Annotated in this window: 24 protein-coding genes and 3 tRNA genes; 12 read left to right on the top strand and 15 right to left on the bottom strand. The window is 66.1% G+C overall.

What is annotated here, in order from left to right; genetic code table 11:
* The first annotated feature begins 561 nt into the window (after positions 1 to 561).
* Positions 562 to 1,815 (top strand): aminoglycoside phosphotransferase family protein, encoded by a 1,254-nt coding sequence (locus V3G39_05355; protein ID XAS77468.1) that lies wholly within the window; start codon positions 562 to 564, stop codon positions 1,813 to 1,815.
* A gap of 1,121 nt (positions 1,816 to 2,936) precedes the next feature.
* Here V3G39_05355 and V3G39_05350 read toward each other — a convergent pair.
* From V3G39_05350 to V3G39_05320, 7 genes are all read right to left on the bottom strand, one after another.
* On the bottom strand, positions 2,937 to 3,488 hold the full coding sequence (locus V3G39_05350) for a YceI family protein (GenBank protein XAS77467.1): 552 nt from the start codon (positions 3,486 to 3,488) through the stop codon (positions 2,937 to 2,939).
* A 971-nt stretch (positions 3,489 to 4,459) separates the two neighbouring features.
* Positions 4,460 to 4,663 carry a 50S ribosomal protein L33 gene (gene rpmG, locus V3G39_05345; GenBank protein XAS77466.1) on the bottom strand — a complete coding sequence of 68 codons (204 nt, stop codon included), beginning with the start codon at positions 4,661 to 4,663 and terminating at the stop codon, positions 4,460 to 4,462.
* A gap of 6 nt (positions 4,664 to 4,669) precedes the next feature.
* A tRNA-Met gene (locus V3G39_05340) sits at positions 4,670 to 4,743 on the bottom strand.
* A gap of 49 nt (positions 4,744 to 4,792) precedes the next feature.
* Positions 4,793 to 4,865: transfer RNA gene (locus V3G39_05335), tRNA-Thr, on the bottom strand.
* Positions 4,866 to 4,927: 62 nt separating this feature from the next.
* Positions 4,928 to 5,782, bottom strand: a complete 855-nt coding sequence (locus V3G39_05330; protein XAS77465.1) for a MaoC/PaaZ C-terminal domain-containing protein — start codon at positions 5,780 to 5,782, stop codon at positions 4,928 to 4,930.
* A 20-nt stretch (positions 5,783 to 5,802) separates the two neighbouring features.
* Complete coding sequence (locus V3G39_05325; protein ID XAS77464.1) at positions 5,803 to 7,176, bottom strand: 3-oxoacyl-ACP reductase; 1,374 nt, start codon at positions 7,174 to 7,176, stop codon at positions 5,803 to 5,805.
* Positions 7,173 to 8,453, bottom strand: a complete 1,281-nt coding sequence (locus tag V3G39_05320) for an acetyl-CoA C-acetyltransferase (protein ID XAS77463.1) — start codon at positions 8,451 to 8,453, stop codon at positions 7,173 to 7,175. The genes V3G39_05325 and V3G39_05320 overlap by 4 nt, the downstream gene beginning before the upstream one ends.
* Before the next feature lie 92 nt (positions 8,454 to 8,545).
* On the opposite strand from V3G39_05320, the gene V3G39_05315 reads away from it, so the two are divergent.
* From V3G39_05315 to V3G39_05305, 3 genes are all read left to right on the top strand, one after another.
* Positions 8,546 to 9,277, top strand: a complete 732-nt coding sequence (locus tag V3G39_05315) for a TetR family transcriptional regulator (protein XAS77462.1) — start codon at positions 8,546 to 8,548, stop codon at positions 9,275 to 9,277.
* Positions 9,274 to 11,310, top strand: coding sequence for an acyl-CoA dehydrogenase (locus V3G39_05310; GenBank protein XAS77461.1), 2,037 nt, complete (start codon positions 9,274 to 9,276; stop codon positions 11,308 to 11,310). Before V3G39_05315 ends, V3G39_05310 begins: the two co-directional genes overlap by 4 nt.
* An 84-nt stretch (positions 11,311 to 11,394) precedes the next feature.
* Entirely contained in the window at positions 11,395 to 12,813 is a 1,419-nt protein-coding gene (locus V3G39_05305) for an ATP-binding protein (GenBank protein ID XAS77460.1), read from the top strand.
* Here the strand turns inward: V3G39_05305 and V3G39_05300 are convergent.
* Complete coding sequence (locus tag V3G39_05300; GenBank protein ID XAS77459.1) at positions 12,763 to 14,157, bottom strand: MFS transporter; 1,395 nt, start codon at positions 14,155 to 14,157, stop codon at positions 12,763 to 12,765. The genes V3G39_05305 and V3G39_05300 overlap by 51 nt on opposite strands.
* Before the next feature lie 168 nt (positions 14,158 to 14,325).
* Here V3G39_05300 and V3G39_05295 point away from each other — a divergent pair, with 168 nt between their 5' ends.
* Positions 14,326 to 15,222 carry a DMT family transporter gene (locus V3G39_05295; protein XAS77458.1) on the top strand — a complete coding sequence of 299 codons (897 nt, stop codon included), beginning with the start codon at positions 14,326 to 14,328 and terminating at the stop codon, positions 15,220 to 15,222.
* A gap of 75 nt (positions 15,223 to 15,297) precedes the next feature.
* Here the strand turns inward: V3G39_05295 and V3G39_05290 are convergent.
* Positions 15,298 to 15,381, bottom strand: a tRNA-Tyr gene (locus tag V3G39_05290).
* Positions 15,382 to 15,537: 156 nt separating this feature from the next.
* Here V3G39_05290 and V3G39_05285 point away from each other — a divergent pair.
* The gene (locus V3G39_05285; protein XAS77457.1) at positions 15,538 to 16,035 is read left to right on the top strand and encodes a YajQ family cyclic di-GMP-binding protein; all 498 of its coding nucleotides are present in this window, start codon (positions 15,538 to 15,540) and stop codon (positions 16,033 to 16,035) included.
* A gap of 18 nt (positions 16,036 to 16,053) precedes the next feature.
* Here the strand turns inward: V3G39_05285 and V3G39_05280 are convergent, their stop codons facing one another.
* Positions 16,054 to 16,719 (bottom strand): HAD-IA family hydrolase, encoded by a 666-nt coding sequence (locus tag V3G39_05280; protein XAS77456.1) that lies wholly within the window; start codon positions 16,717 to 16,719, stop codon positions 16,054 to 16,056.
* Positions 16,716 to 17,309, bottom strand: a complete 594-nt coding sequence (locus V3G39_05275) for a TetR/AcrR family transcriptional regulator (GenBank protein XAS77455.1) — start codon at positions 17,307 to 17,309, stop codon at positions 16,716 to 16,718. The genes V3G39_05280 and V3G39_05275 overlap by 4 nt, the downstream gene beginning before the upstream one ends.
* 120 nt (positions 17,310 to 17,429) lie before the next feature.
* On the opposite strand from V3G39_05275, the gene V3G39_05270 reads away from it, so the two are divergent.
* Positions 17,430 to 18,584 carry a molybdopterin-dependent oxidoreductase gene (locus V3G39_05270; protein ID XAS77454.1) on the top strand — a complete coding sequence of 385 codons (1,155 nt, stop codon included), beginning with the start codon at positions 17,430 to 17,432 and terminating at the stop codon, positions 18,582 to 18,584.
* Complete coding sequence (locus V3G39_05265) at positions 18,577 to 19,008, top strand: hypothetical protein (protein XAS77453.1); 432 nt, start codon at positions 18,577 to 18,579, stop codon at positions 19,006 to 19,008. The genes V3G39_05270 and V3G39_05265 overlap by 8 nt, the downstream gene beginning before the upstream one ends.
* On the opposite strand, the gene V3G39_05260 is transcribed toward V3G39_05265, so the two are convergent.
* The 3 genes from V3G39_05260 to V3G39_05250 are packed head-to-tail and all read right to left on the bottom strand — an operon-like array spanning position 18,918 to position 20,874.
* Positions 18,918 to 19,604, bottom strand: a complete 687-nt coding sequence (locus V3G39_05260) for a methyltransferase domain-containing protein (GenBank protein XAS77452.1) — start codon at positions 19,602 to 19,604, stop codon at positions 18,918 to 18,920. The genes V3G39_05265 and V3G39_05260 overlap by 91 nt on opposite strands.
* Complete coding sequence (locus V3G39_05255) at positions 19,601 to 20,233, bottom strand: DUF2064 domain-containing protein (GenBank protein XAS77451.1); 633 nt, start codon at positions 20,231 to 20,233, stop codon at positions 19,601 to 19,603. The genes V3G39_05260 and V3G39_05255 overlap by 4 nt, the downstream gene beginning before the upstream one ends.
* Complete coding sequence (locus V3G39_05250) at positions 20,230 to 20,874, bottom strand: glycosyltransferase family 2 protein (protein ID XAS77450.1); 645 nt, start codon at positions 20,872 to 20,874, stop codon at positions 20,230 to 20,232. The genes V3G39_05255 and V3G39_05250 overlap by 4 nt, the downstream gene beginning before the upstream one ends.
* A gap of 185 nt (positions 20,875 to 21,059) precedes the next feature.
* On the opposite strand from V3G39_05250, the gene V3G39_05245 reads away from it, so the two are divergent.
* The 4 genes from V3G39_05245 to fabG all read left to right on the top strand — a co-directional run bounded on the left by V3G39_05245 (position 21,060) and on the right by fabG (position 24,802).
* On the top strand, positions 21,060 to 21,764 hold the full coding sequence (locus V3G39_05245) for a response regulator transcription factor (GenBank protein XAS77449.1): 705 nt from the start codon (positions 21,060 to 21,062) through the stop codon (positions 21,762 to 21,764).
* The gene (locus tag V3G39_05240; GenBank protein ID XAS77448.1) at positions 21,761 to 22,897 is read left to right on the top strand and encodes a HAMP domain-containing sensor histidine kinase; all 1,137 of its coding nucleotides are present in this window, start codon (positions 21,761 to 21,763) and stop codon (positions 22,895 to 22,897) included. The genes V3G39_05245 and V3G39_05240 overlap by 4 nt, the downstream gene beginning before the upstream one ends.
* A gap of 7 nt (positions 22,898 to 22,904) precedes the next feature.
* Positions 22,905 to 23,939, top strand: coding sequence for an NAD-dependent epimerase/dehydratase family protein (locus V3G39_05235; protein XAS77447.1), 1,035 nt, complete (start codon positions 22,905 to 22,907; stop codon positions 23,937 to 23,939).
* Between the two features lie 101 nt (positions 23,940 to 24,040).
* Positions 24,041 to 24,802 carry a 3-oxoacyl-ACP reductase FabG gene (gene fabG / locus V3G39_05230; protein ID XAS77446.1) on the top strand — a complete coding sequence of 254 codons (762 nt, stop codon included), beginning with the start codon at positions 24,041 to 24,043 and terminating at the stop codon, positions 24,800 to 24,802.
* Here fabG and V3G39_05225 read toward each other — a convergent pair.
* Positions 24,775 to 25,683, bottom strand: coding sequence for a serine hydrolase (locus tag V3G39_05225; protein ID XAS77445.1), 909 nt, complete (start codon positions 25,681 to 25,683; stop codon positions 24,775 to 24,777). The genes fabG and V3G39_05225 overlap by 28 nt on opposite strands.
* Between the last annotated feature and the right edge of the window lie 7 nt (positions 25,684 to 25,690).

The raw sequence follows: 25,690 nt of genomic DNA, 5'->3' as shown, positions 1-25,690 counted from the left end.
TTGTCGGTGTGCTGACGGCGATGCAGCAGGATTACGGCGCCGACGGCGGCTGCCGCGGTACCGACGGCCACCGCGCCGACTGCCGGGTCAGTAGCCGCCTCCGGCGGGTTCGGTCCAGATGTGTCCTGGGCGCATCGTCGTAGGGGCTGTCCTCCGCACAGTGGTCAACCGGATGCCCACACGGCACTGCCCTGGTCGCGATCAGCGCGAGGGTTTTCCTGGTGGACATCGGGCACCCTTCCACTAAGCCCGATCGATGCCGAGATGGCAATCGCGTCATCGGATCTTCGCTGTGACGTGCAGTGGCGATGCACTGATGTCATGCATCCGGGATTCTGCCCGGTGTTCTGCGTCTCACGGGGTATTCGCAGCCACCGCCCCGGTGGATGGGACGGCCCGGATCCAGCGCCCGAGGTGCCTGATGGACGCGAACTCGCCGTCAGCTGCCCTGGACCACAGATGGTCATGGCAGTAACGCCCGAGGGGTTTCGGCGACGCGGTGACGGCAGGGGTCCCAGACTGGTCGTGAAGTGCAGCCGGATGGTGTGACACGGTGCGCACGTGGAGATCCACCATCTGCTCGTGATCGACCCGGCCGGTGCTCACGAATGCATCGCCCTGCCGGGCCCGGTGATGGACCCCACCTGTTTCGCCGAGCTCGTCGCAGTCCTCGGCCCCGGGCGCAACGCCGACCCGGCTGGTCCGCCGCTGCGAGCGCCCGGTCACGTGGTGCATCGGGTGCGCGGCCGGGTGTCGGGCCCTTCGTCCACGATTCCTGAAGAGCTGACGCGGGTGGTGTCGACTGCGCTCCAGCAGGAGCACGGTGGGCCCATCCCGGGCGCACGCGCCCCGTGGTGTCGCCAGGGGTGGTCGCAGCAGACCGCAGCATGGCTCGAGGAGGTCCTCGCGCAGCGTGGAGCGCACCGCACGGGAGAGTCGACGGTCGTGAAGTCGTGGGGTCTTTCACACGTGGAGCAGATCCCCACCAGCGAGGGCGTCCGCTACCTCAAGGCCTCATCCGCTCTGTTCGCCCATGAGCCGGCCATCGCCGCGTGGCTCGCCGATCTCGCTCCGGGCCTGGTGCCTGGCGTACTGGCGCTCGATGAGGCGCGGTCCTGCCTGCTCATGCAGGCCCTGCCTCCCGCACAACCGGCGCTGACGCCAGAGCAGAAGCGAATGGCGACGTGTACTGCCATGGCGCGCCTGCAGGTGGCCGTCGCGGGGAGGAACGACGAGCTGCGCGCCACCGGTGCACCAGAGCGCGGACTGACCGGTACCGGGCTCGAGCTCAGCGACATGCTGAGCACCGGTATCCCCGCCGAACAGCTGGAAGGCAGGCGCCACCGGGAGCTGAAAGACGGCCTGGACCGGGCTCTCGGTCTGCTCGATGGGCTGGCGGCGTGCGGGCTGCCCGACGTACTGGTGCACGGCGATCTGTACCCCGCCAACGTGGTGGTCAGCGTCGACGGAGCGGTGGTGTTCGACTGGTCGGATGCCTGCCTCGGGCACCCGATGCTCGACCTGGCGCACCTGTGCGCGCGCCAACCCCGCACAGTCCGCCCTGCGCGGTCCGAACTGGACTGGGATGCACCCTGGGTGCAGGCCTACCTGAAGCCGTGGCGCGTGGGTTACCCGGAGTCCGTCCTGCGCCGGGCTCTACAACTCGCAGATGTGGCGGACTTCGCATTTCAGGCCGTCACCTACCAGCGGATCCAGACCTCACTGGAGCCCGATGCGCGTCAGAACTCCGGCGGTGCCACGATGCGGGCCCTGGGCGCCTTGGTGGACAACCTCCCGGTCCCGCGCGCTCCGTGAGCGACCAACATGTTGTCGTACTCGCAGCTCGGGGCCACTACGCGATCGTCAGGAGTCGAAGTGGCCAGTTTCGACATCGGCAACTAATTCGGCGATCCGGGCTGTGGGGTCCGTCGCTGCAGCTAGCGGCTCCCGGTGAACCACTCGGATCAGTCCGCCGATACGTCCTGCTCGATAGCGCAGCACACCGACCTTCCAACCACCGCAGCGGCGCGGTAAGAGGAGGGTCGACGACTTCGTCGTGTGCGTACGGCCTGAACGGGATCATCTCGCCTGGTTCTGCCGTGGACATAGGGCACAGTATCGATGAGACAGCCGTCCAGATGCCTCGGACGCGCATGCGGCTCGAGCTGTGAGTTTCCAAACCAGCAGCTCACTTCACGATCGAGGACCGGGACGAGATCGGTCAGCAATGGGCTGACGGATGTCGAGCGCTGGGCATCCCGCCGGGAGTGAAGCGGGGGTGATACCGGGACGTTGTGGCGTCAGCCCTGCGCCGGTCGCGCAATGACCAGATCAGCGTTCTCGTCGGGACATGATGCGGTAACGGCGAGTGTTCCGAGGCCGACGAGGGTCAGCACCAGGCCCCCAACAAATACCGGAACAGTCCAAGGTGGTTGGTATCGGATCCAGCCAGGTTTCAGGTGGCGGAAGGCCGTGAGCTCTTGCAGTCCCGCAGCCGAAGCCACCAGTCCAACTAATAAGGCCCCCACTCCTACGGAAACAGACAATGCGGGTACCCGCGCCGAGCGTTGCCGCGGGCTGGGCTGTGGCGGGGCCGGGCGGATCGCGTCCATGTCAGACTCCAAATTTGTGCGGAGCAACTGCTTGACACCCATCTCGCACACTTTTGAGCAAACGCTCAACTGGTAGTCAACAGGTCCTGCGGCCACGCCCGTTTCCCGCCACGCCGTGCCGTCGCTGAGATGGAGTTCGCTGCGCGAGACAGCAGCGTGGGCCACCACCGAAGGATTCCCCAGAATACGTTCATGGCAGGTCATCCACCGGGCACAGATCGACTGCGAATCGACTCGTATACGTGCTCGGGCGATCCTCAGCACCCGTAGACCGGGACGGGGTCGCCGATCGGGGACGTTGAGAGTGGCATGGATGACGCGTGGTTACGAGCTCTCCGCAGACGTCGACGTCCTTGCAGCGGTGAGATCGAACTCCAGGGCCACCTGCCGGCCGGCCATACCCTTGACCCCGGTCACGCCGAAGGCGTATCTGTCCAGCGTTGCGACGGCGTGGACGGTTACGTCGGTCCCGGAGGCGGTGACTCGATCGACGGTGATCTCGACCGGTTGGGTGCTGCCGTGTGCCGTGACATCCCCGATCACCACCCATTGGTCACCGTCCGCGCGCACGGCGGTGCTGTGAAACGAGATTTCCGGGTACTGCTCGACGTCCAGCAGCGTCTTGGACCTGACGTGCAGGTCTCGCCGCGTCTTGTCCGATGTGAACGTCGCCGGGTCAACCGTGAGTTGGATCGACGAGCCGGAGGCCGGTTCGGCAACCTCGAGCAGGCCCGCGGCGACGGCGAAGGTTGCCTGTACACCGCCCAGTCCGAACATATGTCGTCCGGTGTAACGAACATTCGAACGAGTCGGGTCGACCCGGTACGTGCCTGGGGGTAGCTGTTGCAGAACATCGTCAGAACCGGTGACAGTCATCCTGTAGGTCCTTCCGTCTGACACCTGGACGTGGTTTCAACCTACAACGACTGGAGAGCAGCCGGAAGAGCTTGCGTGGTCTGGGTCGACACGGGCAACCGCCAGATCGCTGCTCAAGGTCGTTGGGAGCAATGCTCAGAGCTTCCCAATCGGCGGCCGTCGGAACGGCCGTTGTGCCCGCCCGCACCGAGTACCGGTTCGACCAGATCACCCAGGCCAGAAATCAACGTGGTCGAGGACGGCTGGTCAGCCTGACGCCCGCGGCACGAAGGGGCTCTGATTGGCGATCCCGTTTGACGAGGTGATGCTGAGGTCTTCTCCGGGGGCCAGGTCCACAGTGGTTTCGCCTGAGCCGCCGTCTCCTGGAATCAGCCGTCGATACCGTACGAACGTGCGAACGTGATGTACACCGGGCGCCGTGACGATCGTGGTGGGTGTCGGCCATGAGCACTTCGTGACCGCCCGGTCAACCTCCGCGTATGGATCCGTGAACGCGCGTAGCCACCAACCATTGACCCAATTCGGCTTAAACGACACGACCAGATTCGTCACGGCCCCAGTCTGACCGACGACCAGGGCATGCCTTCATTCCGAGGCAACGAAGGCGGTTGGGTGTCGGAGACAAGCTCACCGGTCAGCGATCCCCTGGAGCACTGACCGTCGTGAGTCGGAGCGGTGAAGCAGGCGGTCAGATAGTTCGAGGCAGACCGCCGTTGCGGGTTCGATGACACGCTGTGGTGATGGTCCATCGCACCCGATCACCGAGGCCCGCCGCGCTACTGACGATCGCCACAGGCATTGCACTCACTGTTCTGTACTTTGATGAAAATGGCACAGCGGCGGGTTACTCGACCCACGTGGTTCAGCTGCTCGCCGCCGGGACGCAAGAAAACCGGCCGTCGCGGACAGCCAGTGGTTGCCCTCGACGACCGGTCGTCAAGAATGTCGTGCTCGCGTGCTCCCTGCTGAGGTCAGCGGGTCTCGCGGTGCGATGTGTGCTTGCTGCAACGCGGGCAGAACTTCGCCATTTCCAACCGGTCAGGGTTGTTGCGCTTGTTCTTCTTCGTGATGTAGTTGCGCTCTTTGCAGTCGGTGCATGCCAACGTGATCTTCGGGCGAATGTCGCCGCTCTTGCTAGCCACTGGGCTACCTGCTCTCGGGTGGTGCTTGGACATTTGTCGTAGCGGGAGCGGGGCTCGATCCCGCGACCTCACGATTATGAGTCGTGCGCTCTAACCAGCTGAGCTACCCCGCCAGGGAGAACAGCGGTGCCGGGATATTTCTTCCCGACGTACGCCGTACCGGGCCCCCAAACGGAATCGAACCGTTGACCTTCTCCTTACCATGGAGACGCTCTACCGACTGAGCTATGGGGGCCTGCGCGCATGGGTCTGACGTCCCGGGAGCGCAGCGAAGAGGCTACCTCAGAGCCTCGCCGATCATGAAATCGCGGCAGGAACCGCGGGCCGGATCGATCCGACCAGATGCACGCCACCCTCCCTGGCGTTGATCAGGGCCAGATCCCACACCGAGTCGTGCTCTTCCGCAACGAATCTGATCGTTGCAGGCAGCAGGATCGGCTTCTTGAACTCAACGTCGTAGATGAAAGCCGTCGGAACCCTGTTCGCCAACGCGCCCAACACCTTGGAAACGCTCCACATGCCGTGCGCGATGGTTGTCGGGAATCCGAGCGCCTTCGCACCAAGCGGATGCAGATGGATCGGATTCACGTCGCCGGACACCGCGGCGTACCGCCGTCCGATGTCTGTGGGCACCCGCCAGATCGCACCCGGCCCGATCGGCGGTGCGGGCTCGGCCGGCTTCTGGGGCACCGCACCGGGCGCGTCGGCGCCGCGGAAGAGGTAGATGCTGCGCTCCTGCCAGACGAGCTCGCCGCGGATGCGCACCTCGGCCAGGAGGTCGGCCTGCGCGCCACGGAAGTGCGGACGCAGATTCGCGGCCCGCACCTCGATCTGCATGATGTCATCGGCGTATACCGGTCGGTGAGACGTGATGGAGTTACTCAGGTGCACGCTGCCCACCAGCGGGAAGGGAAATGCCGCATCCGCCATGATTCGGGTCTGCAGCGGGAAGACCAGCAGGTGGATGAACGCCGCGGGAAGTACGTCTCCCAGATCGAAACCACATACGTGGGCATACTCCGCGAGTTGCTCCCGATCCGCGACCGCGTCGCGTTGACGTACGAGCAGATCGGGCAGCTGCCCGCCCTTGCGCAACGGCGCGCGCAGGACCGCTTTGACGAAGAGCGGCCCGAGCGACGGCGCTCTCGACACCTCGATGACCCTCGACACACTCAGGCCCCCAACTGACTCTGGCCGCACACCCGCAGCACCTGCCCGGTCACGCCACAGGCGCCGGGTTCGGCGAAGAACGCAATTGCCTCGGCCACGTCGACCGGCTGACCACCCTGCAGCAACGAATTCAACCGGCGCCCGACCTCACGGGTCGCCACAGGGATCCTGGCCGTCATCTCGGTCTCGATGAAGCCCGGCGCCACCGCATTGACGGTGATGTTCCGGGGCGCAAGCTCCTGCGACAGCTGCCGCACCATCCCGATCACACCGGCCTTGGAGGCTGCATAGTTGGACTGACCACGGTTCCCGCCGATGCCACTGATGGACGCGACACTGACGATGCGGCCGCCATCGCGCAGACCACCCTCTGTCGCCGGGTCCAGCAACACTTTGTTCATCCGGAACTGGCTGCGGAGATTAACGTCCAGCACGCTGCCCCAGCGGGCGGCGTCGGTGTTGACGAAAAGCTTGTCCCGGGTAATTCCGGCGTTGTGGACCATCACGTCGAGCGTGCCACCGCGGCGACTGACGGCTGCTGCGATGCGCTGACCGGCGTCGACCGCCGTGACGTCCAGCTGCAGTGCCGTGCCACCGATCTCGTTGGCGATCGTGGCGAGTGCGTCGCCCGCGGCGGGAACGTCCACAGCGATCACGTCGGCACCTGCCCGGGCAAAGACACGGGCGATCTGAGCGCCGATACCGCGAGCAGCACCCGTGATGACCGCCACCTGACCGGTGAGTGGCGCATGCGGATCGACCGACGCTCCCGCTGGTGCTGCGAGCACCCGGATCGGTTGACCGGACACGTAGGCCGAGCGGCTGGACAGCAGGAACCGCACCGGCGCGTCGAGCACGGCCTGGTCCCCATGCGCATCCTGCGCCACCCACAGCAGATTTGCGGTGCCTCCGGCGCGCATCTCTTTACCGAGCGAGCGGGTGATGCCGTCCAACGCCTGCTGGGTGGCAGCCGCTTCGCTGTCATTCAACTCGGCCGGCGGGGTACCGAGCATCACCAACCGGCCGTTCTTGCCCAGCGCCTTCAACGCCGGACCGAGTACGGCGCGTAACTGCTCCAACTGGTCCAATGTGCGTGCATCAGAGGCGTCGAAGACGACCCCGGCGAGCTTTCCGTCGTAGGTCGTGTCGGCTGTCGCCCGGACGTGGACAGCCTTCGCTTCGGTCAGGATGCTCTGCAAAGCAGCGATGTTCGGTGCCGCGCCGTCGACCGGGATACCGCCCACCGCGATGCTGCCCTCGACCAGCGGCTGGCCCGGCTCGTATCGGCGCAGGATCGTCGGACGTGGCAGCCCGAGCTGGACCGCGATCTTCTTGCCGATGCCTTGATTGACCAGATTCGTCAGGGTGTCGGTCATTCCGCTGCCTCCAGGATTGCGACGATGCCGAGACCGCCCGCTGCGCAAATCGAGATCAGCCCACGCCCGGAACCCCTCTCGTGCAACAGCTTCGCAAGCGTCGCCACAATGCGGGCCCCGGTAGCCGCGAACGGGTGGCCGACCGCGAGCGAGGAGCCCACGACGTTGAGCTTGCTGCGGTCGATCGCGCCGAGCGGCTCGTCCAGACCCAACCGGTCCTTACAGAATGCCGGGTCCGCCATAGCAGCAAGATGACACAACACGGTCGATGCGAACGCTTCATGGATTTCGTAGAAGTCGAAGTCCTGAAGTGAAAGATTGTTACGCGCGAGCAATCGGGCGATGGCATACGGCGGCGCCATCAGCAGGCCTTCGTCACCGAAGACGTAATCGACCGCCGCCGTCTCGGCATCGACGAACCGGGCCAGCGGAGTCAGGTTGCGCTCCTTCGCCCAGTCCCCCGATCCGAGGAGCACCGTCGATGCGCCGTCGGAGAGTGGCGTGGAGTTGCCTGCTGTCATCGTGGCGCCCTCGCCCCGACCGAAGACCGGTTTCAGAGTGGACAACTTCTGCACCGAACTGTCCGGGCGCAGGTTCTGATCGCGAGTCACACCGAGGTAAGGCGTCACCAGGTCGTCGAAGAATCCGCGGTCGTATGCCGCCGCCAGGTGCTGATGACTGGCCACCGTGAGTTCGTCCTGCGCCTCACGGGTGATGTGCCACGCCTGGGTCGTGATCGCCATGTGGTCACCCATGGAGAGGCCGGTGCGCGGCTCGCCGTTGCGGGGCTGCTCCGGTAAAAGTTGCGAAGGGCGGATCTTGAGCAGGGCCGACACCCGCTGCTGGGGAGTCTTCGCGTAGTTGACCTTCATCAGCGTCCTACGCAGGTTGTCGTTGACGGCGAGCGGCGCATCCGACGTCGTGTCAGAACCGCCCGCAATCCCCGACTCGATCTGGCCGAGCGCGATCTTGTTGGCGACGAGCACCGTGGCTTCAAGACCGGTTCCGCAGGCTTGCTGCAGGTCATAAGCCGGGGTGGTCGGCGACAGGTGCGAACCGAGCACGCACTCCCGCGTCAGATTGAAGTCACGCGAGTGCTTGATGACGGCCCCGGCTGCTACTTCACCCAGCCGCTCACCCTGCAGGTGGTAGCGCGCGACCAGGCCGTCGATCGCAGCAGTCAACATGTCCTGATTGGAAGCCTTCAGGTATTTGCTACCCGATCGGGCGAAGGGGATGCGGTTGCCGCCGAGCACGAAAACATCGCGTGGACTCATCGATTCGTCTCCTGGGGGTGGGGTCCCGGATATCGGGAAAATAACTGATACTCAAAGTAGCAGATACACCGAGTGTCGGATACTCTGCCGGAATGACGGCCACTGAACATTCGACGGATATCACCGTCGAGAGCCATCCTGTTGAGAGCCACCCCGTTGGGAGCCACCGCGTCGATGGCCGTGACGCCCGCTGGCGAGCGCACCGCGAGGAGCGCAGGGCGCAGTTGACCGAGGACGCGATCCGAGCCATTCGGCAACACGGCGCGCAGGTCGGGATGGACGAGATCGCGGCCGTCGCGGGAACCAGCAAAACGGTCATCTACCGCCATCTCGGGGACCGCCTCGGTATGTATCTCGCAGTATGCGCGTCGGTGGACCGGCTGATCCTCGCCAACTTCGGCGCCGCGCTGCAGACATCAGGAGCCACCCACCGGGTGCGGACCAACAACCCACAGGCCGTGGTGGTTGCCGCCATCGACAGCTACCTCGCGCTCGTGGAACACGACCCGGAGGTGTACCGCTTCGTGACCCGCCCACCCCAGGTGGATGTGCCGCGCGACGCCGACCCGGTCATCGGTCTGTCGGCCACCATCGCCCATCGACTCACCGAGTTACTCGCCGTAGACCTGCGCGAGACCGGCCGGGACGAAACCTTCGCGCCGATCCTGGCGCACGGACTGGTCGGACTCGTCCGCGAGTCGGCAGACCGGTGGATGACCGACCCCGATCGGGCACCACGAAGCGTGATCGTCGCGCAACTGGCCGAATTCGCAGCGATCGGGCTGAACGGACTACTGCACCACCACGAGGGAGAGTCGCAATGAGCACCACTTCGCCACCGCAATCCGAATCCGAGCCACCGCAGGCGACGGATGTCGCACAGGACACGACCACGGCGTTGGCCAGCCCTTCGGCAGTCGCACCTGCCCCCGGAGTTTCCCCGGTGGCGCAGCAGATCCGTCGCGCCCTGGACGGCGCGTGGTTCGAACTGCGCGAGAAGGCTCGCGCAGAGCTGCAGCCCGAGGACCTGCTCGGCGAACCCGGTCAGCCGGTGGAGCAGCAGCGCGAGCGTGTGCTCGCGCAGTTGCTCCGCGTGGCCGACCAGGGCTATGGCAGGATCGGCTTCCCCGTCGAATACGGCGGCATCTACGACTACGGCGCCTCCTGCGTGCTGTTCGAGATGCAGGCCTTCGGGGATCTGTCGCTACTGGTCAAGACGGGCGTGCAGTTCGGGCTGTTCGGCGGAGCGGTGACGCGTCTGGGCACCCACCGGCACTTCGAGGCATACCTCGAAGACATCATGACTGCGAAGCTGCTCGGTTGCTTTGCGATGACGGAGGTCGGGCACGGCAGCAACGTGCAACACCTGGAAACGCTCGCCCGCTACGACCACGCCACCGGTGAGATCGTGCTGGACTCCCCTACCGAATCGTCCGTGAAGACCTACATCGGCAACGCTGCGCGCGATGGCCGGATGGCCGTCGTCTTCGCGCAGCTGAGCACCGAGAAAAATGGCCGCACAGAACACGGCGTGCACGCCATGATGGTGCCGATCCGCGATGTGGACGGAGGGCCGATGCCCGGTGTCGTCATCGGCGACAACGGCGACAAGGCCGGGTTGCCCGGCGTCGACAACGGGACCCTCGCCTTCCACGGTGTGCGGGTGCCCAAGGCAAACCTGCTCAACGCGTTCGGCGATATCGACGACGCCGGGCACTATGTCTCCGACATCGAGAACCCCAACCGTCGGTTCTTCACCATGCTCGGCACGCTCGTGCGAGGTCGGATCTGCGTCGGCGGCGGCTCCGGGGCAGCCGCCAAGAAGGCCCTCGCCATTGCCATCCGGTACGGCCAGGTCCGTCGCCAGTTCGAGGCACCCGGCGCCGAGCAGGAGACCATCGTGCTGGACTACCTCGCGCACCAGCGCAAACTGCTGCCCCGCCTGGCCAAGTCGTATGCGTTGAGCTTTGCCCAGAACGCCGTGACGGAGATGCTGCAGGAGCTGCACGGCACTGCGCCGGTGGACGGGCAGGAGCGCGACGAGGACGCCGGACGCGAGCTGGAAGCACGCGTCGCGGGGCTGAAGGCAGTCACCACCTGGCATGCCGTGGACACGATCCAGACCTGTCGCGAGGCTTGCGGCGGCGCTGGCTACCTCGCAGACAACCAGCTCGGTCAGATGCGCGCCGACGTCGATGTCTTCGCGACGTTCGAGGGTGACAACACCGTCCTGATGCAGCTGGTCGCCAAAGGCCTGCTGACCGAGTACGCCGAGGTCTGGGGTGGCCTGGGCGGCCCGGAACTTGTGGCCAAGGTGAGCAAGCAGATCGCCAGCGGCGTGTTGGAGCGCACGACTGGACGGATCGGCATCCAGCGCCTGGTTGATCTCGCGAAAGGACGCGACAGCGAGAGCGCCATGGACGACCACGGTTGGCAGCTGTCCATGTTCGAGCAGCGCGCCGACCACGCCCTGTCGACGCTGGGCATGCGGCTACGTAAAGCGAACAAGGAGAACGGCTTCGAGCTGTTCAACAACGCTCAGGACCACGTGCTCTTCGCGGCGCGCACACACATCGACGCGATCGTCCTGGAGGAGTCGCAGGCCGCACACGCACAGCTGGCCGACGGTCCGGCCAAGGACCTGCTCGGAACCACGCTCAGCTTGTACGCGCTGAGTTCGATCGAGGCCGACAAGGCCTGGTTCATCGAGCACGGCCGGCTGAACACCACCCGGTCGCGGCTGGTTACCGCGACGGTCAACGAGCTGTGCCGCGAGCTACGTGGGCACGTCACCGATCTGGTGGACGCCCTCGGAATTCCCGATGATCTGATCACGGCGCCGATCGCGCAACGCTGAGTGGGCAGTCCTGAGCAGGCCGCGCTCAGCGGCCAGAGACTGTCGGTATCTGCCCCTACGCTGCACCTGACGAGAGGGGTCGGCATGAGCGGGACCGACGAAGAGCAGGGCGATGAAATCCGAGACTTCGGGCGGCGCTTCAGCGAGTTCATCCAGTGGGCCCACACGTTCGGCGGATCGGCGCAACAACCGGTGACCTCGATGCTTCGTGAGCATCTCGGCGAGCGTGTCGACCAGCCCGCCGTGCGACGACAGTGGAGTGCCTTCGAACAGGTCAACGTGCAGCGGGCGCTGGACCACTGGATCGATGAAGAGTCCCGCGATGTACGCGTACAGGGGTTGTCCGTCCCGCCGCATTTCTCCGAAATCTCGTTGGGTCAGCTCCTGGACGGGGAGCACCTCCCGCCGGTTCGCATGTCGACGCCGGACATCACCGACCTGCCGGCCGGACCGGGGCGGACGCTCGCGTGCTGGAACTGTGCGCTGCTCCTGGTGCACGGGCCGGCGGGTGCGTTCGCAGTCCTGATCAGCGGACCGCAGGAGCATCAGGAACCGAGCGTCTCCATCGAGGTGGCCGGGCTACCCGTGCCCGATGCGCAGGCCGTGTTTGCCGAGATCGAACGGCTGCGGAACCGACTGAACGTCTACCGCGGCCAGGTCGTGACCGCGTCGATGAACGCGATGGGAGCGGTGGCGCTCACCTTCGCGACGCTCGAGCCTGTCGAACGCAACGACGTGATCCTGCCTGAGCCGGTGATCGCCCGCATCGAACGGCACGCGCTCGGGGTCTCCCAGCACGCGGTCCAGCTGACCGCCTCCGGACAGCACCTCAAGCGCGGTCTGCTGCTCTACGGACCACCCGGCACCGGCAAGACCCATACCGTCCGCTACCTGGTCGGCGCCCGCACCGATGCCACCCGGGTGCTGCTGCAAGGTGAATCGCTGCGCGCGGTCGGACAGATCGCCTCCCTCGCACGGGAGCTTGCGCCCGGCATCGTGGTTCTGGAGGACGTGGACCTCGTCGCAGAGGACCGTTCCTACGGCGACGTCAACCCGGTGCTGTTCGAGCTGCTGGACGCAATGGACGGTTCGGCACCCGACGCGGATCTGTTGTTCGTGCTGACCACCAACCGGGCCGAAGTGCTGGAACGAGCGCTCGTCCAACGTCCCGGCAGGGTCGATGTCGCGGTCGAGGTGGGGCGCCCGGATGTGGCCGCCCGGACGGCGCTGCTGCGGCTGTACGGAGCCGACGTGCTCGACGATCTGACGGGCGGCGATATCGATGCCGCCGTGGGGCGGACCGAGGGGGTGACCGCCTCCTTCCTCAAGGAGCTGATCCGTCGTGCAGTGCTGACCGCGCTCGCTGACGGACGCCATTCCCGAGTGCGGGCGGATGACCTACGCGAAGCGTTGGACGACCTGCTCGACCAGACGCAGAGCGTGACCAGATCACTACTCGGGGTCCTCAGCGGCGCTGAGCCCACCGACCGCGAGGGTCAGTAGGAAGCCGATTGCGACCAGCCCCGCGCAGATCCACATCGAGGACCGGTAGGCGCTCGCTACCTCATGCCCGATGCGGTACTGCCTGCCGCTCAGACCCACGGCCAGTGGCAGCGCGGCGATGGCGATCAGGCCCGCTGTCCGCGAGACGGCGTTGTTGATGCCGCTGGCCAGCCCCGCCTCGTGGTCGGGAGCAGCCGCGAGCACGGTGCCGGTCAGCGGGGCCACCACCATCGACAGGCCCAGCCCCATCGTCACGATGCCGGGGAGCACCTGGGTCAGGTACGCGGGGTGGTCCGGCGCCATCGCCAGCCACGCCAACCCGGTCGTGAGCAGCGCGGTACCGGCGAGCATCGGCGCGCGGGCGCCGTACCGTGTCGCCACGGCGCCGAACCGGGATGCGAGCACCAGCATGATGCCCGAGATCGGCACCGTTGCAGCTCCGGCCTCCAGAGGGCTCCAACCGGCGCTGATCTGCAGATAGACGGCAAGGAAGAAGAAGCTGCCGGACAACGCCGCGTAGACCGCGAGCGTTACCAGGTTGATGACGGTGAACACCCGATTCGCGAACAACTCAGGCGCCACCATCGGATGCTGTGAACGCCGCTCGATCACCACGAAGGCAACGGCCGCGATCACCGCGATGACCAGTGGTCCGACGGTACTCACCTCGGCACCGCGATCGGGCCAGGCAGTCAGGCTCCAGGTCAGGCCGGCCAGCGCCACCGGCGCCAGCACGAGAGCAGGCACATCGAGGTCGGTGCTGGCGTGCGCATCCTTGGACTCCGGGGCCGACCTCAACAACCACAGCACGACAACGCCGAGCGGCACGTTGATCCAGAAGGCGAGGCGCCAGTCGATACCGACCAGCCAGCCACCGAGGATCGGACCGCCCGCCGTCGCTATCCCGAGCATGCCGGTCCATGCGCCGATGGCTCGCATCCGATCCTCCTTCACGAAGGAGGCCTGCAGCATGGCCAGCGACCCGGGGGTCAGCAGGGCGGCAGCAACACCCTGCAACATTCGCGCGCCCACCAACACCCCGATCGTGGGACTGATCGCGGCAAGGGCAGAGGTGAGCATGAAAGCCGCGACACCGACCCCGAAGACCTTTTTCCGGCCGAAGCGGTCACCGAAGGATCCGCCGACAAGAATCAGGGAAGCGAGCGTCAGCGTGTAGCCGTTCACGACCCACTGCAGACCGGCAAGCTCGGTGTGCAGCTCGCGGCCGATCTTCGGCAGCGCGACGTTCGCGATCGTCCCATCCAGGAACGCCATGCCGGACCCGAGAATTGCGGTGGCCAGCAACCGGCGCCCGGCCGCGTCGCCCATCCGCAGCAAGGGCACGCCATCATTCACAGCTATGGAACGAAGGTCACCCGACCGACATTCCAGTTCACCCACTACAGTTTCCCGCCACTCGACCGGCGAGTCTGCGGCGGAATCCCGACACTCGCGCTGCAACCCGACTCCGGACCGGCGAGTTGGCCGGTCCGTTGGTGATGGGATAGCCAGGTGTCCGGATCAGCATTAGCCCTCGTGCTGATCGCGGCCGTCTGCCACGCCACCTGGAATATTGCCGCCAAGCGCGTCACGTCCGACGGCACCGTGTTCGTGTGGTGTTACGCGACCGCCTCGGCGCTGCTGTGGCTGCCCATCGGCGTCATCCTGCTTGCCCGCTCCCCTGACCCACTGAGCTGGTCGCTGCTGTGGGCGCCGGTGATCTCGGGGCTGGTGCACTTCGCATACGGAGTCAGCTTGCAGACGGGATACGACCGGGCCGATCTGGGCGTGGTCTACCCCGTAGCCCGCGGCACCGGGCCACTGCTGACGATGATCGTGGCGATCGCCGCGCTGTCACAGCGACCAGGATGGGCAGCCGTACTCGGCGGCCTCGTCGTGATCGGCGGGGTCGCCGTGGTCGCTACCGCCAGCACCCGGGCCACCGCCGACAGTGCAGAGCACACCGCGGCGATCTCACGCGGACGACGGGTTGCGGGGCTGAGGTGGGGCGCGTTGACCGGAGCGGTGATCGCGACTTACACCCTCTTCGATGACCACTCGGTCACCGCGTTGGGTCTGGGCGCTGTGTCGTATTACTCGATCAGTGCTTTCTGGCAGGCCGTGACGATGAGCCCGGTTGCCTGGCGTCGGCGCGACCGGGTGGCGCCGGTGGTGCGGGCCTACTGGCGGGAAGTCGCGGTCATCGCGCTGCTCTCGCCGTTCGCCTACGTGCTGGTACTGCAGGCGATGAAGACCACGTCGGTCGCGCTCGTGGCACCAGTGCGCGAATCGAGCATCGTGGTGGGGTCACTGCTCGCGTGGTGGCTCTTCAAGGAGCCGCGACCGGTGCGCCGTCTGCTGGGCGCCGCCATCGTCGTGGTCGGCATTGCGCTCATTGCGGTGGGGTGAGGCGGGGCAGGAGGTTCGGGCAGAACGCAGAAAGCGCGCCCGCTGGACGCGCCTTCTGTGTCGTGCTCACACTGCTGGTGCCAGGTGAAGGATTCGAACCTTCGAAGCTTACGCGGCGGATTTACAGTCCGCTCCCATTGGCCGCTCGGGCAACCTGGCAGGAGTGCGTGCGCAAGGGTAGCAATCGGCGGGCCCTGCCTCCAATCGAGCCCACATTGACAGTGCCGCCGCCCCGGCCCGACCGCGCACCTACGCCCGATCCGGCATACTCGAAAGCCGCCGTACCCGAACCTTTTCCCACCCCTAGGAGCACCCGTGGCCGACTCTTCGTTCGACGTCGTCAGCAAGACCGACAAGCAGGAGGTCGCCAATGCAATGAACCAGGCTGCGAAGGAGATCGGCACCCGCTACGACTTCCGCAACGTCGGCGCTTCCTGCGAGTGGAGTGGCGAGACGATCTTGTTGAAGGCCAATTCCGCCGAACGGGTGCTGGCGGTGCTCGATGTGCTGCAGACCAAACTGGTACGTCGCGGCGTGTCGCTGAAGGCGTTCGAGCAGAGCGACGACGGGGAGCCGAAGCTGTCCGGCAAGGAATACCGGTTGTCCCTCACGGTAAAGGACGGCATCAGTCAGGAAGACGCCAAGAAGATCAACAAGCTGATCCGCGACGAAGGCCCGAAGTCGATCAAGTCGCGCATCGAGGGCGATGAACTCAGGGTGTCGTCCAAGTCACGCGACGATTTGCAGGAAGTTCAGCAGCTGCTGAAGACGGCCGACCTGGACGTCGCGCTGCAGTTCACCAACTACCGGTAGTCGCCAACGGGGCCTTGGTTATGAGGATCGGGCAGCGTCGATGCGGCGGACCCGGATTCCGGTCGGGGTGCGCTCGAAGACAACGTCAGCGAGCGTCCCGACGACCAGGTCGGCGTCCAGCTGATCGGCGGACAGCTCGGTCGTGAGGCCGATGGTTGCGCATCCCGCTGCCCGTCCGGCGGCCAGACCGCTCGGTGCGTCCTCGACGACCAGACACTGCGCGGGGTCCACCCCCAGCTGCTGCGCCGCGACCAGGAACGGCTGCGGGTCCGGCTTGCCCCGGGTGATGTCGTCGGCGGTCACCAGTCGGGTAGGTGACGGTATGCCGGCCGCGCGGAGCCGGGCCGCGGCGAGGTCGGCCGTCGCGGAGGTGACGATCGCGCAGCAGTCCCGCGTCGCCAGTACCGCCTCAACGGCGCCGGGCAACGGCACCACACCATCGGTGTCGGCGAGTTCGAGCGCGGTGATCCGAGCCAGCGCTGCAACGGGTTCCAGGTGCGGCGCAACCTTGGTGATGATGGCCGCTGCCGGCATTCCAGCGATGCCTTCCAGGGCGCTCAGCGGCACCTCGTACTCAGCCGCCCAGGCCGCCCAGGCGCGCATTGCCGAGGGCATCGAGTTCACGAGAGTGCCGTCGTTGTCGAAGAGCACGGCGCGGAAGGTGCGGCCGGTGAACGGCATCATGCGCGCACCATCCGCACCGCGAGATCGCCGAACTCGCGTGCCAGTTGAGTGGGTGACGTGCCTGCGTCGTCGCGGAACCACCGCGAGACGTCGACACCCATCCCGGCGATCGCGTTTGCTGCCATATGGGTGTCTTCCACAACGAAAACCCTAGCTTGACAACCTCGTTCGAGAATTTTGATGAGGCAGTCCTGGATCTGCGAGCGCAGCTGATCGACATCGCACCGGTGCTGCGGGGTCAAGGCCTCCAGCTCGTAGTTGACGATGCGCGCCGTGGTGTGACCGAGGGCCTGCCCGGTGACGAACGCCGTCACCCAGGCACGTAACGCCTCGGCCGGGTCGGCCACGCCCCGGGTGGCCAACTGCACAGCCTCGACCGCGGCGCGGTGCCCGTCCAGGGACAACTCGTGCAGCAGGGACTCCTTGGTGCGGTGATGCACGTAGATCGCTGCGGGACTCATCCCCGCCGCTGCGGCGATATCCCGTGTGGTGGTGCCGTGAAAACCCTTCTCCGCAAAGGCTGCACGAGCCGCTTCCAACAAACGCACCCGCGCATCGGGCCGGCTGGATCCGGGCGCGGGAGTCGGCATGGTGACGAGCATGCCGCAGATTTGCGATGCTAAGCAAGCGCTTAGTCAGGTCGGGTAGTTCCGTGTTTCGTAATGGGCCAGAAAGTGTCACGTCACGAACCGGCCGGGGATGATGAGCCCATGCCTTCGTTGAAACTGCGCCTGCCTGCGAACCCGCCGCCGGGGTGGCCGAGCGCGGACCGGGGCAGGCTGCACCACGAGTCGATCACTGCACGACTCGGCGCGGCCGCCGGGATCGCTTTCGGAATCTGCTTCGTGACCGGGTTGATCAGTCACTATCAGTCCCACGCGTTGGGTTGGCTCCCTCCGCCCGCAACGCCCGCGGGTGGGTATCGCTTCACCCAGGGCGTGCACATGATCACCGGATTCATGACGATCCCACTGATTCTGGCGAAGTTGTGGTCGGTGCAGCACAAGCTCGTGCAGTGGCCGCCGGCCCGGTCCATCGTTCATGTGCTGGAGCGACTCAGCGTTTTCGTGCTCATTGCCGCAACATTGGTCCAACTGGTCTCCGGAGTGCTCAACGTCATCCAGTACTACCCGTTCAAGTGGCCGTTCGTGACCGTGCACTACGCGCTGTCCTGGATCGTCATCGGCGCACTACTGCTGCACATCGCCGTCAAGCTGCCCATCATCCGTCGAGGTCTGAGTACCAAACTGACCGGGCCGATGATCGACGAGCACGGCCTGACACGGCGTGGCGCCGTGACCGGAATCGGAATCGGAGTCGGGCTCGTCGGAGTGACGACCATCGGGCAGTCAGTCGGCCCGTTGGCCAAAATAGCGCTCCTGGCCCCGCGTCGTCCCGACCAGGCACCCCAACAGGATCTGCCGATTCAACGAACTGCGGCTCAAGCCGGCGTCCGCAAGACAGCCGTGGCCGACGACTACAAACTCACCGTCAGCGGCACGAGCACCAAGACCTTCAGCACCGCGCAGCTGGAGGCACTGCCGCGCCAGACCCGTGACCTGTCGATCGCCTGCGTCGAGGGATGGAGTCGTGGAGCAACCTGGTCGGGCCCGTCGCTGATGGACATCGTGACGATGGTCGGCGGAAACTCCGAGAGCCTCGTGACGATCACGTCCCTGGAGAAGAGTGGCTTCAACCACTCGACCATCACAGCGGGACAGCTCAAGGCAGCCCTGTTGGCCACCCACCTGCATGGTGAGCGACTGTCGATGGACCACGGGTATCCGATCCGCCTCATCGCGCCGGACCGGAAGGGCGAATTGCAAACAAAGTGGGTCAGCAAAGTGGAGGTCAAGAATGCCTGATCGCGCTGTCCGCTTCGTTATCGGCGGGGTCGGCATCCTCGCTGCAGCCTTTGGATTCCGGCTGCTGTGGGACGAGCGGCCCTACATCAAGACGATCAACTTCGCCGAATGGCTGATCGGTGGGGTTCTGCTGCACGACATCGTCATCGCCAATGTGCTGCTCCTGATCGGGTGGCTCCTGGTCAAGGCCTTACCCGCGCGCATTCGCGGATTCGTGCAAGGTGCACTGGTCGTGATCGGACTGACTGGTTCGATGGCCTTCTTCGTGATCTGGAAACAAGGCACCGCCTCCAGCCCCGGATTGGCGCTGCTCGAGCAGAACTACATCGCCAATTACGCGATCATCGTCGGGGTCGTCGTCGTGGTCACCGGCACCTGGTACGCGGCTTCGCTCCTCAGCATCAGGAAATCCCGCTCGGAGTGACTCCACCGTTGCACCAGGGCCAGACCGGCCTGCTCGGCGTAGCGCTGCAGAACATCTGCGGACGCGATAGCCCACGGGAACGTCGGACCATCCTCACCGTCGGTGCTGAAACTGGCCGTCAGTACATCATCGGTGCCGGGCACCGTGGTCGCCGCCTCGATGATCATGATGCCGTCGTCGGAGGTGAGTTCGACCAGACGCCGTAGCAGTGCGGGCACGTCACCGCCGATGCCGCAGTTGCCATCCATGACCAGCACCGTTCGCCAGCGCCCCTCGCCCGGAAGCCGGGAGAAGATGTCGCGGGCCAGCGCAAGAGCCCCGCGCTGCAGAGTGAACTCGACGGCGGCATCGGCGATGTCGACGCCGAGCGCGGAGACTCCCGACTCCGTCAGCGCGCCGACGATCCGACCTGGCCCGCATCCGACATCCAGGACGGGACCGACGCAGCGTTCGAGCACCGTACGGTCCGCGGCGTCCGCATCGGCCAGATACCTGGCCATGTCGAGCTCGACGCGTTGCCCGGAGCTGGTGCGTAGACCCAACGGTCCGCGGTCACGCAGGGCCTGCTCGTACGCCGCGAGCGCACCGACTCTCATAACCGGGCTCCGACGGCTGAAGACCAGGCGCCCGCAAACGACGTGTGCGGTGCCAACTGCGCCACAGCGTCGGCATCCTGCGGGGTGTCCACGTCCAACAGCGACGCAAGGTGTTGCACGCGCAGGCCGGCGGCGAGCATCCGCTGGAGCTGGTCGGAGCCGGTGTGGTCGGTGGACATGGGCACTCCTTCGATCACCTCGGGGGCGAGAGCAGGATCGACGAAACCAATGGCCCAGTAGCCACCATCGGTCGCCATCCCGAGACAGGCATCGTAAGAATTCGTATCGAACACGCACTCTGAGGGGGTGACCTGCGGGGTGTCCATGCCGACGAGCAGGCAGGGCCCAGCCGGCAGTTCACCGAGGACCGTGGCGAGTCGGTGGTCCAGGCCACCGGCCGGTTGCGCGACCACGCTCCAGTCGCGCGGCACCCAGTCCCCTGCAGACCCGTCGAGTGCCAGCAGGTAACGCTCGGCGGGCACCTGACGCATCGCCGTCAGCGTGTCGCGCAGACTCGCGACCGCGACGTCGGCTGCCTGCTGGGGTGAGATCGCCACAGTCAGGCGGGTTTTGACCCGTCCGGCTACCGGCTCCTTGGCAATGACCACCACGCTGCTCAGGCTGCTCATCGGGCCAACACCCTGGTCATGTCCTGCATCGCCTGAATGGTGCCGCGCACCGTGCCGGTCACCTTGGAGCGACCTTCACGAGGGTGGTAGTCGACGTCCGTCTCAACGACCCGCCAGCCGGCCTTCGCCGCCAGCACCATCGTCTCCAGTGGATATCCGCTGCGCCGATCGGTCTGGCCGAGGCCCAGCAGCGCCTCCCGGCGGCCTACCCGCACCGCGCCCACGTCATGCACGGGCAGGCCCAGCTGTCGCAACCGCCACGCGAGCACTCCGTTGGCCACGCGGGCATGCGGTGGCCAAGCACCCCTGGCCACGGGGCGACGGCGACCCACACACAGATCTGCTGCACCGGAGATGACGGGTGCAGCCAGCTGCGGCACCACGGACAGGTCGAAGGAGGCATCGCAGTCGATGAACGCGACGTAGTCGGCCGTCGCAGCCAGCAGGCCCGCGTGACATGCCGCGCCGTACCCGCGCTGCTGAGCGGTAACGACCGACGCGCCAAGGGATTGCGCGATGGCTGGGCTGTCGTCGGTACTTCCGTTGTCGACGACCAGCGCCCGGGTACCTTCGGGCAAGGCGCACAGGACCAGAGGCAGCGCCGTAGCTTCGTTGAGGCAGGGCAGGACAATATCGATCATCGTGGCCAAGCCTGCCCCATCGGCGGCTGAATGTGGGCACCCAACGCCATTACGAAGTCAGGAACAATGTCGCTCGCAGGCGCAGGCGCAGGCGCTCGCGTAGGTTGAGCCCACCACAACTTCGGATGGGTCATGATCGGTCCGACTGCGAGCCGAGACCTGCGGGGCACAATAAGCTGCCTGGTGTGGCCCGGGTGTTGTTCGTCGAAGACGACCCGACGATGTCCGAGGTCGTCATCGAATATCTGCGGCGGTCTCATCACGAAGTACGCCACCTGTGTCGGGGCGACACCGCAGCAGCAGTGCTGCGCGACCCGACCGACGAATTCGATCTGGCCATTCTGGACGTCATGCTTCCGGGAGTCGACGGATGGCAGTTGTGCGCTCAGATCCGCGCCGACCGACCGGAGTTGCCGGTCGTCATCCTGACCGCACTTGCGCAGGAGGAGGACCGCATCTCAGGGCTGACTTTGGGCGCCGACGACTACGTCACCAAACCGTTCTCTCCGCGTGAGCTCATGCTCCGCGTCGAGGCGCTGCTACGCCGCACCCGGCCGGCACCCACGCACGCCCCGATCCGAGTCGGTCCGCTCACCATCGATGTCCGTGCACGCCGCGTCACCCGGACCGATCCACACGGTGGCGAACCGCTGGAGATCTCCCTGGCAGCCCGGGAGTTCGACGTGCTGGCACATTTGGCGCGGCATCCTGGAGAGGCACTCAGCCGTGAGCAGCTGCTGCGCGACGTATGGGGCTGGTCCTACGGCGATCTCTCGACGGTCACCGTGCATGTGCGACGGATTCGCGCCAAGGTGGAAGCCGATCCCGGCAACCCCACGCTGATCCAGACGGTCTGGGGAGTCGGATACCGGCTGGAGGCAGACTCGTGAACGACCTCGTGCGCATCCTGGCGACGGCGCTGCTGTGGGGCGCGGGCGGCGCCGGCCTCGCCTGGCTGCTCAGTTGGCCGATCCGCAGCAAGGGTTGGGTCGGTGGTTACGTTTCTATCGCCCTGGTCGCCACCTTCGCCACGATCGCCGCGGTCATCGGAAATACCCGGGCGATGCTGATCAGCGACGGTGACGGAAAGGCGACCATCGCGGCGGCGACGATCGCCGGGGTCCTTGCCGCCGTCGCAGCTCTGGTCACCGCGCGCACTTTTCGCCGCGACAGCGCATTCCTGCACAGCGATATCGCCGCCATCAAGCTCGGTGTCGTACCGACCGGCAACACCGAACCCATGTCGCGGGAGCTGCGCGAGGTACACCACGCGATGCGTGACCTGGCGCAGAACCTCACCCTGGCCCGCGAGCGCGAGCAGGCACTGGAGTCCTCGCGGCGTGAACTGATCGCCTGGATCTCCCACGATCTGAGGACCCCGCTGGCGGGTCTTCGGGCGATGGCCGAAGCGTTGCAGGACGGCGTGGTCACCGACGAGGCCCGCTACCACGCACAGATCGGCACCGAGGTCACCCGGCTCACGGGGATGGTCGATGACCTCTTCCAACTCAGTCGTCTACACGTCGGGGTGGGGGTCCGCCGTCAGGATCGGATCAGCCTCTCCGACCTTGTCTCGGACACCGTCAGCAGCCTCGAACCGGTGGCGCACGACGAGCAGATCCGACTCCTCGGCACGACCACCGGAGTCGCGGACGGCACCGAGGTACTGGGCGACGCCAGCGGCCTCAACAGGGCGCTGACCAACTTGGTGCACAACGCGATCCAACACACGGGCAAGCATGGGACGGTGACGATCGAATTGAGCTCGAGCAAGGCGCCGGGGCGGGCCTGCCTGCGGGTGAGCGACGGATGCGGCGGGGTGGCCGCCGCCGATGTGCCGCGGCTCTTCGACGTCGGCTTCCGCGGCGAACAGCACCGCGCACCGCATCCGGGACTCGGCGCCGGCGGAGGTCTCGGACTGACCATCACCCGTGAGATCGTGGACGCTCACGAGGGCACCATTCATTTCGAGAACACCGACGACGGATGCGCTTTCACCATCGTGCTTCCCCTGGCAAGTTGAGGTCCCCTTGCGCATCCTGCTGACCGGTGGCGCCGGGTTCATCGGTCAACACGTACTGACCGCGGCACTCTCGGGCGGTCACGACGTGCTCGTGCTGGACAACTTGCGTGAAGACGTGCATCCAACCTCGACCTGGGAGCCGCCGAGCGGCGTACAGCTGCTGCAGGGCGACGTACGCGACCCTGACATCTGCGATGAGGCGCTCGACGGCGTCGAGTCCGTGATCCACCTGGCCGCCAAAGTAGGCCTTGGAGTGAACATCTCAGACCTGCCGGACTACGCCTCGTCCAACGACGTGGGCACCGCCGTGCTGCTCGCGCGAATGGCCGCCGCCGGGCAGAACTCCCTGGTTCTGGCCGCCTCGATGGTCGTCTACGGGGAGGGCCACGGCGAGTGCCCAGAGCACGGCCTGACCCAGGGTCTGCCGCGCACCGCCACCGACCTGCAATCGGGCGATTTCGAGCCGCACTGTATGTTGTGCGGCCGCTCGCTCACCCCCGCGCTGGTCGACGAGGCGACGCCCGCCGATCCCCGCAACGCCTACGCCGTTTCCAAACTCGCTCAGGAGCACTACGCGATGACGTGGGCGCGCGAGACCGCGGCCTCGGCGACCGCACTGCGTTTCCACAACGTCTACGGCCCAGGTATGCCGCGCAATACTCCCTACGCAGGGGTTGCGTCATTGTTCGCGGCTGCGCTGCGTCGCGGTCAGGCACCACGGGTGTTCGAGGACGGCGGCCAGCGGCGAGATTTTGTACATGTGCGCGATATCGCGAGCGCGGTGATTGCCGCGACCGAGCAGCCACGGGAAGGTTTCCGGGCCTACAACGTCGGGTCCGGCACACCCAGGACAGTTGGCGACCTCGCCGACGAGCTGAGCACTGCACTGTCCGGCCCCGCTCCGACGGTGACCGGCCAGTGGCGGCTGGGCGACGTACGACACATCACCGCCGATTCATCCGCCATCCGGCGGGAGCTCGGCTGGTCACCCCGCGAAGACTTCGCCACCGGAGTACGCGAGCTCGCCGCCAGCGAGACGTGAGAACGTAGTGGGCGAAGTCCCCGTGCCGACCCGGCGCGCCAGATCTTCCGGGCGTGTTGTGCGGTACGTCATACCGATGCCCCAATCGAAGGATGTTGCACATGTCAGCACAGAGCACCCGCACCGCAATCGTCACCGGATCGGCCCGAGGGATCGGGGCTGCCGTCGCGGAACGGCTGGCCGCCGACGGGATGGCCGTGGCCATCCTCGACCTGGACCAGGACGCGTGCACCGCTGTAGCAGAGCGAATCACCGCCTCCGGCGGCCATGCGATCGGCGTGGCATGCAACGTTGCCGATGAGAGCGACGTGCAGGCCGCTGTCGAGAAGGTCGCTGCCGAGCTCGGTGCGCCGACAGTGCTGGTCAACAACGCGGGCGTGCTGCGCGACAACCTCATCTTCAAGATGACCGTCGACGACTGGGACACCGTGATGAACGTGCACCTGCGCGGTAGCTTCCTGATGACGCGCGCCGTGCAGGCGTACATGACCAAGGAGAAATACGGCCGCATCGTCAACCTGTCGAGCACCTCGGCGCTCGGGAACCGCGGCCAGGTCAACTACGCCGCCGCGAAGGCCGGGATGCAGGGCTTCACCAAGACTCTCGCGATCGAGCTCGGCAAATTCGGTGTCACCGCCAACGCGATCGCCCCGGGGTTCATCGAGACCGACATGACGAAGGCAACCGCGGAGCGGGTCGGGATGGACTTCGAGGACTTCAAGAAGGCTGCAGCCGCCGGTATCCCTGTGGGCCGTGGTGGCAAGCCGGAAGACATCGCAGCGGCGGCATCGTTCTTCTGCAGTGAAGAGGCCGGGTTCGTGAGCGGTCAGGTGCTCTACGTCGCTGGTGGCCCGAAGGACTGACCACTTCGCCCATCGAGCGGCGGGGTCCACGCTCCAGCGGAGGGGTTATTGACCCTCCGCTGGGCGGCGGACCCCGCCGCTCGGCGAGTTGGCTCGTGGCGTTTTACTGTCCGCTCGCGGATCTGGGCGCCTATCTCGCGCATCCGGGTGATGACCTGAGGCAGTCGGTCACCATCAGTTGATTCGTCCCAGAAGGCGATCACCGCGTACGCCGTCGGCGCACCACCAGCATGCACCAGACCCACGTCGGCACGGGTGCCTCCATTGGTGCCTGTCTTGTTGATCAATGTGTACCCACCCGGCTCGCCACCGCCAATCGCGTTGTGCGCCAGGGGATCGAGGCCGAAAGCGTCGGCGACCATCGACAGGTCTGTATTCAGCGAGAGCCACCGCCCTACTTCGGGCGAGACCGTGCCGTCCGCAAGTAGCTCCATGAATCGGATCAGTGACGTGGCGCTCGCCACGGAAAGCGTCGGCGGGATGTCCGGATCGTGGGGATCTCGCAATCCACGCACCTGGTCCAGCAACGCCATCGGTGCGAGGCCCAGCCGGTCCGCGTACGCCTGCACCTCACGCTGCCCGATGTGTTCCAGCAGAACGTTCGTGGCCAGGTTGTCACTCACCAGGCCGATCAGCCGACACACGTCGACAGCACTCAAGCAGTCCTGATCGAGCGCGTGCCAGACGCCGGAATCACGCACGAAGCTCCCGCTGCTGCGCTGCAGGGGCTCATCCCGGGAGAGAGTCCCGTCCGCAAACATCTCGGCCGCTGCTCCGAGCAGCAACAATTTGCCGACCGAAGCCGTGGGCAGCGCCACATCGGGCTGCTCGACCAGCCAGGGACTGGCGCCGATCACCCCGACCTGGATGCTCCAGCGCACAGTTTCG

The organism is Dermatophilaceae bacterium Sec6.4, from assembly GCA_039636865.1.
Lineage (GTDB): Bacteria > Actinomycetota > Actinomycetes > Actinomycetales > Dermatophilaceae > Allobranchiibius.
Note: the sequence above shows the minus strand (reverse complement) of the source record. Positions and strands in the feature narration are given on the sequence as shown.

Coding starts and splice junctions, on each gene's coding strand:
- V3G39_05350 (XAS77467.1), bottom strand. CDS start 3,488: ATGACTGTCACCGGTTCTGACGATGTTCTGCAACAGCTACCCCCAGGC.
- rpmG (XAS77466.1), bottom strand. CDS start 4,663: ATGTCCAAGCACCACCCGAGAGCAGGTAGCCCAGTGGCTAGCAAGAGC.
- V3G39_05325 (XAS77464.1), bottom strand. CDS start 7,176: ATGACCGACACCCTGACGAATCTGGTCAATCAAGGCATCGGCAAGAAG.
- V3G39_05320 (XAS77463.1), bottom strand. CDS start 8,453: ATGAGTCCACGCGATGTTTTCGTGCTCGGCGGCAACCGCATCCCCTTC.
- V3G39_05315 (XAS77462.1), top strand. CDS start 8,546: ATGACGGCCACTGAACATTCGACGGATATCACCGTCGAGAGCCATCCT.
- V3G39_05310 (XAS77461.1), top strand. CDS start 9,274: ATGAGCACCACTTCGCCACCGCAATCCGAATCCGAGCCACCGCAGGCG.
- V3G39_05305 (XAS77460.1), top strand. CDS start 11,395: ATGAGCGGGACCGACGAAGAGCAGGGCGATGAAATCCGAGACTTCGGG.
- V3G39_05280 (XAS77456.1), bottom strand. CDS start 16,719: ATGATGCCGTTCACCGGCCGCACCTTCCGCGCCGTGCTCTTCGACAAC.
- V3G39_05275 (XAS77455.1), bottom strand. CDS start 17,309: ATGCCGACTCCCGCGCCCGGATCCAGCCGGCCCGATGCGCGGGTGCGT.
- V3G39_05270 (XAS77454.1), top strand. CDS start 17,430: ATGCCTTCGTTGAAACTGCGCCTGCCTGCGAACCCGCCGCCGGGGTGG.
- V3G39_05265 (XAS77453.1), top strand. CDS start 18,577: ATGCCTGATCGCGCTGTCCGCTTCGTTATCGGCGGGGTCGGCATCCTC.
- V3G39_05260 (XAS77452.1), bottom strand. CDS start 19,604: ATGAGAGTCGGTGCGCTCGCGGCGTACGAGCAGGCCCTGCGTGACCGC.
- V3G39_05255 (XAS77451.1), bottom strand. CDS start 20,233: ATGAGCAGCCTGAGCAGCGTGGTGGTCATTGCCAAGGAGCCGGTAGCC.
- V3G39_05250 (XAS77450.1), bottom strand. CDS start 20,874: ATGATCGATATTGTCCTGCCCTGCCTCAACGAAGCTACGGCGCTGCCT.
- fabG (XAS77446.1), top strand. CDS start 24,041: ATGTCAGCACAGAGCACCCGCACCGCAATCGTCACCGGATCGGCCCGA.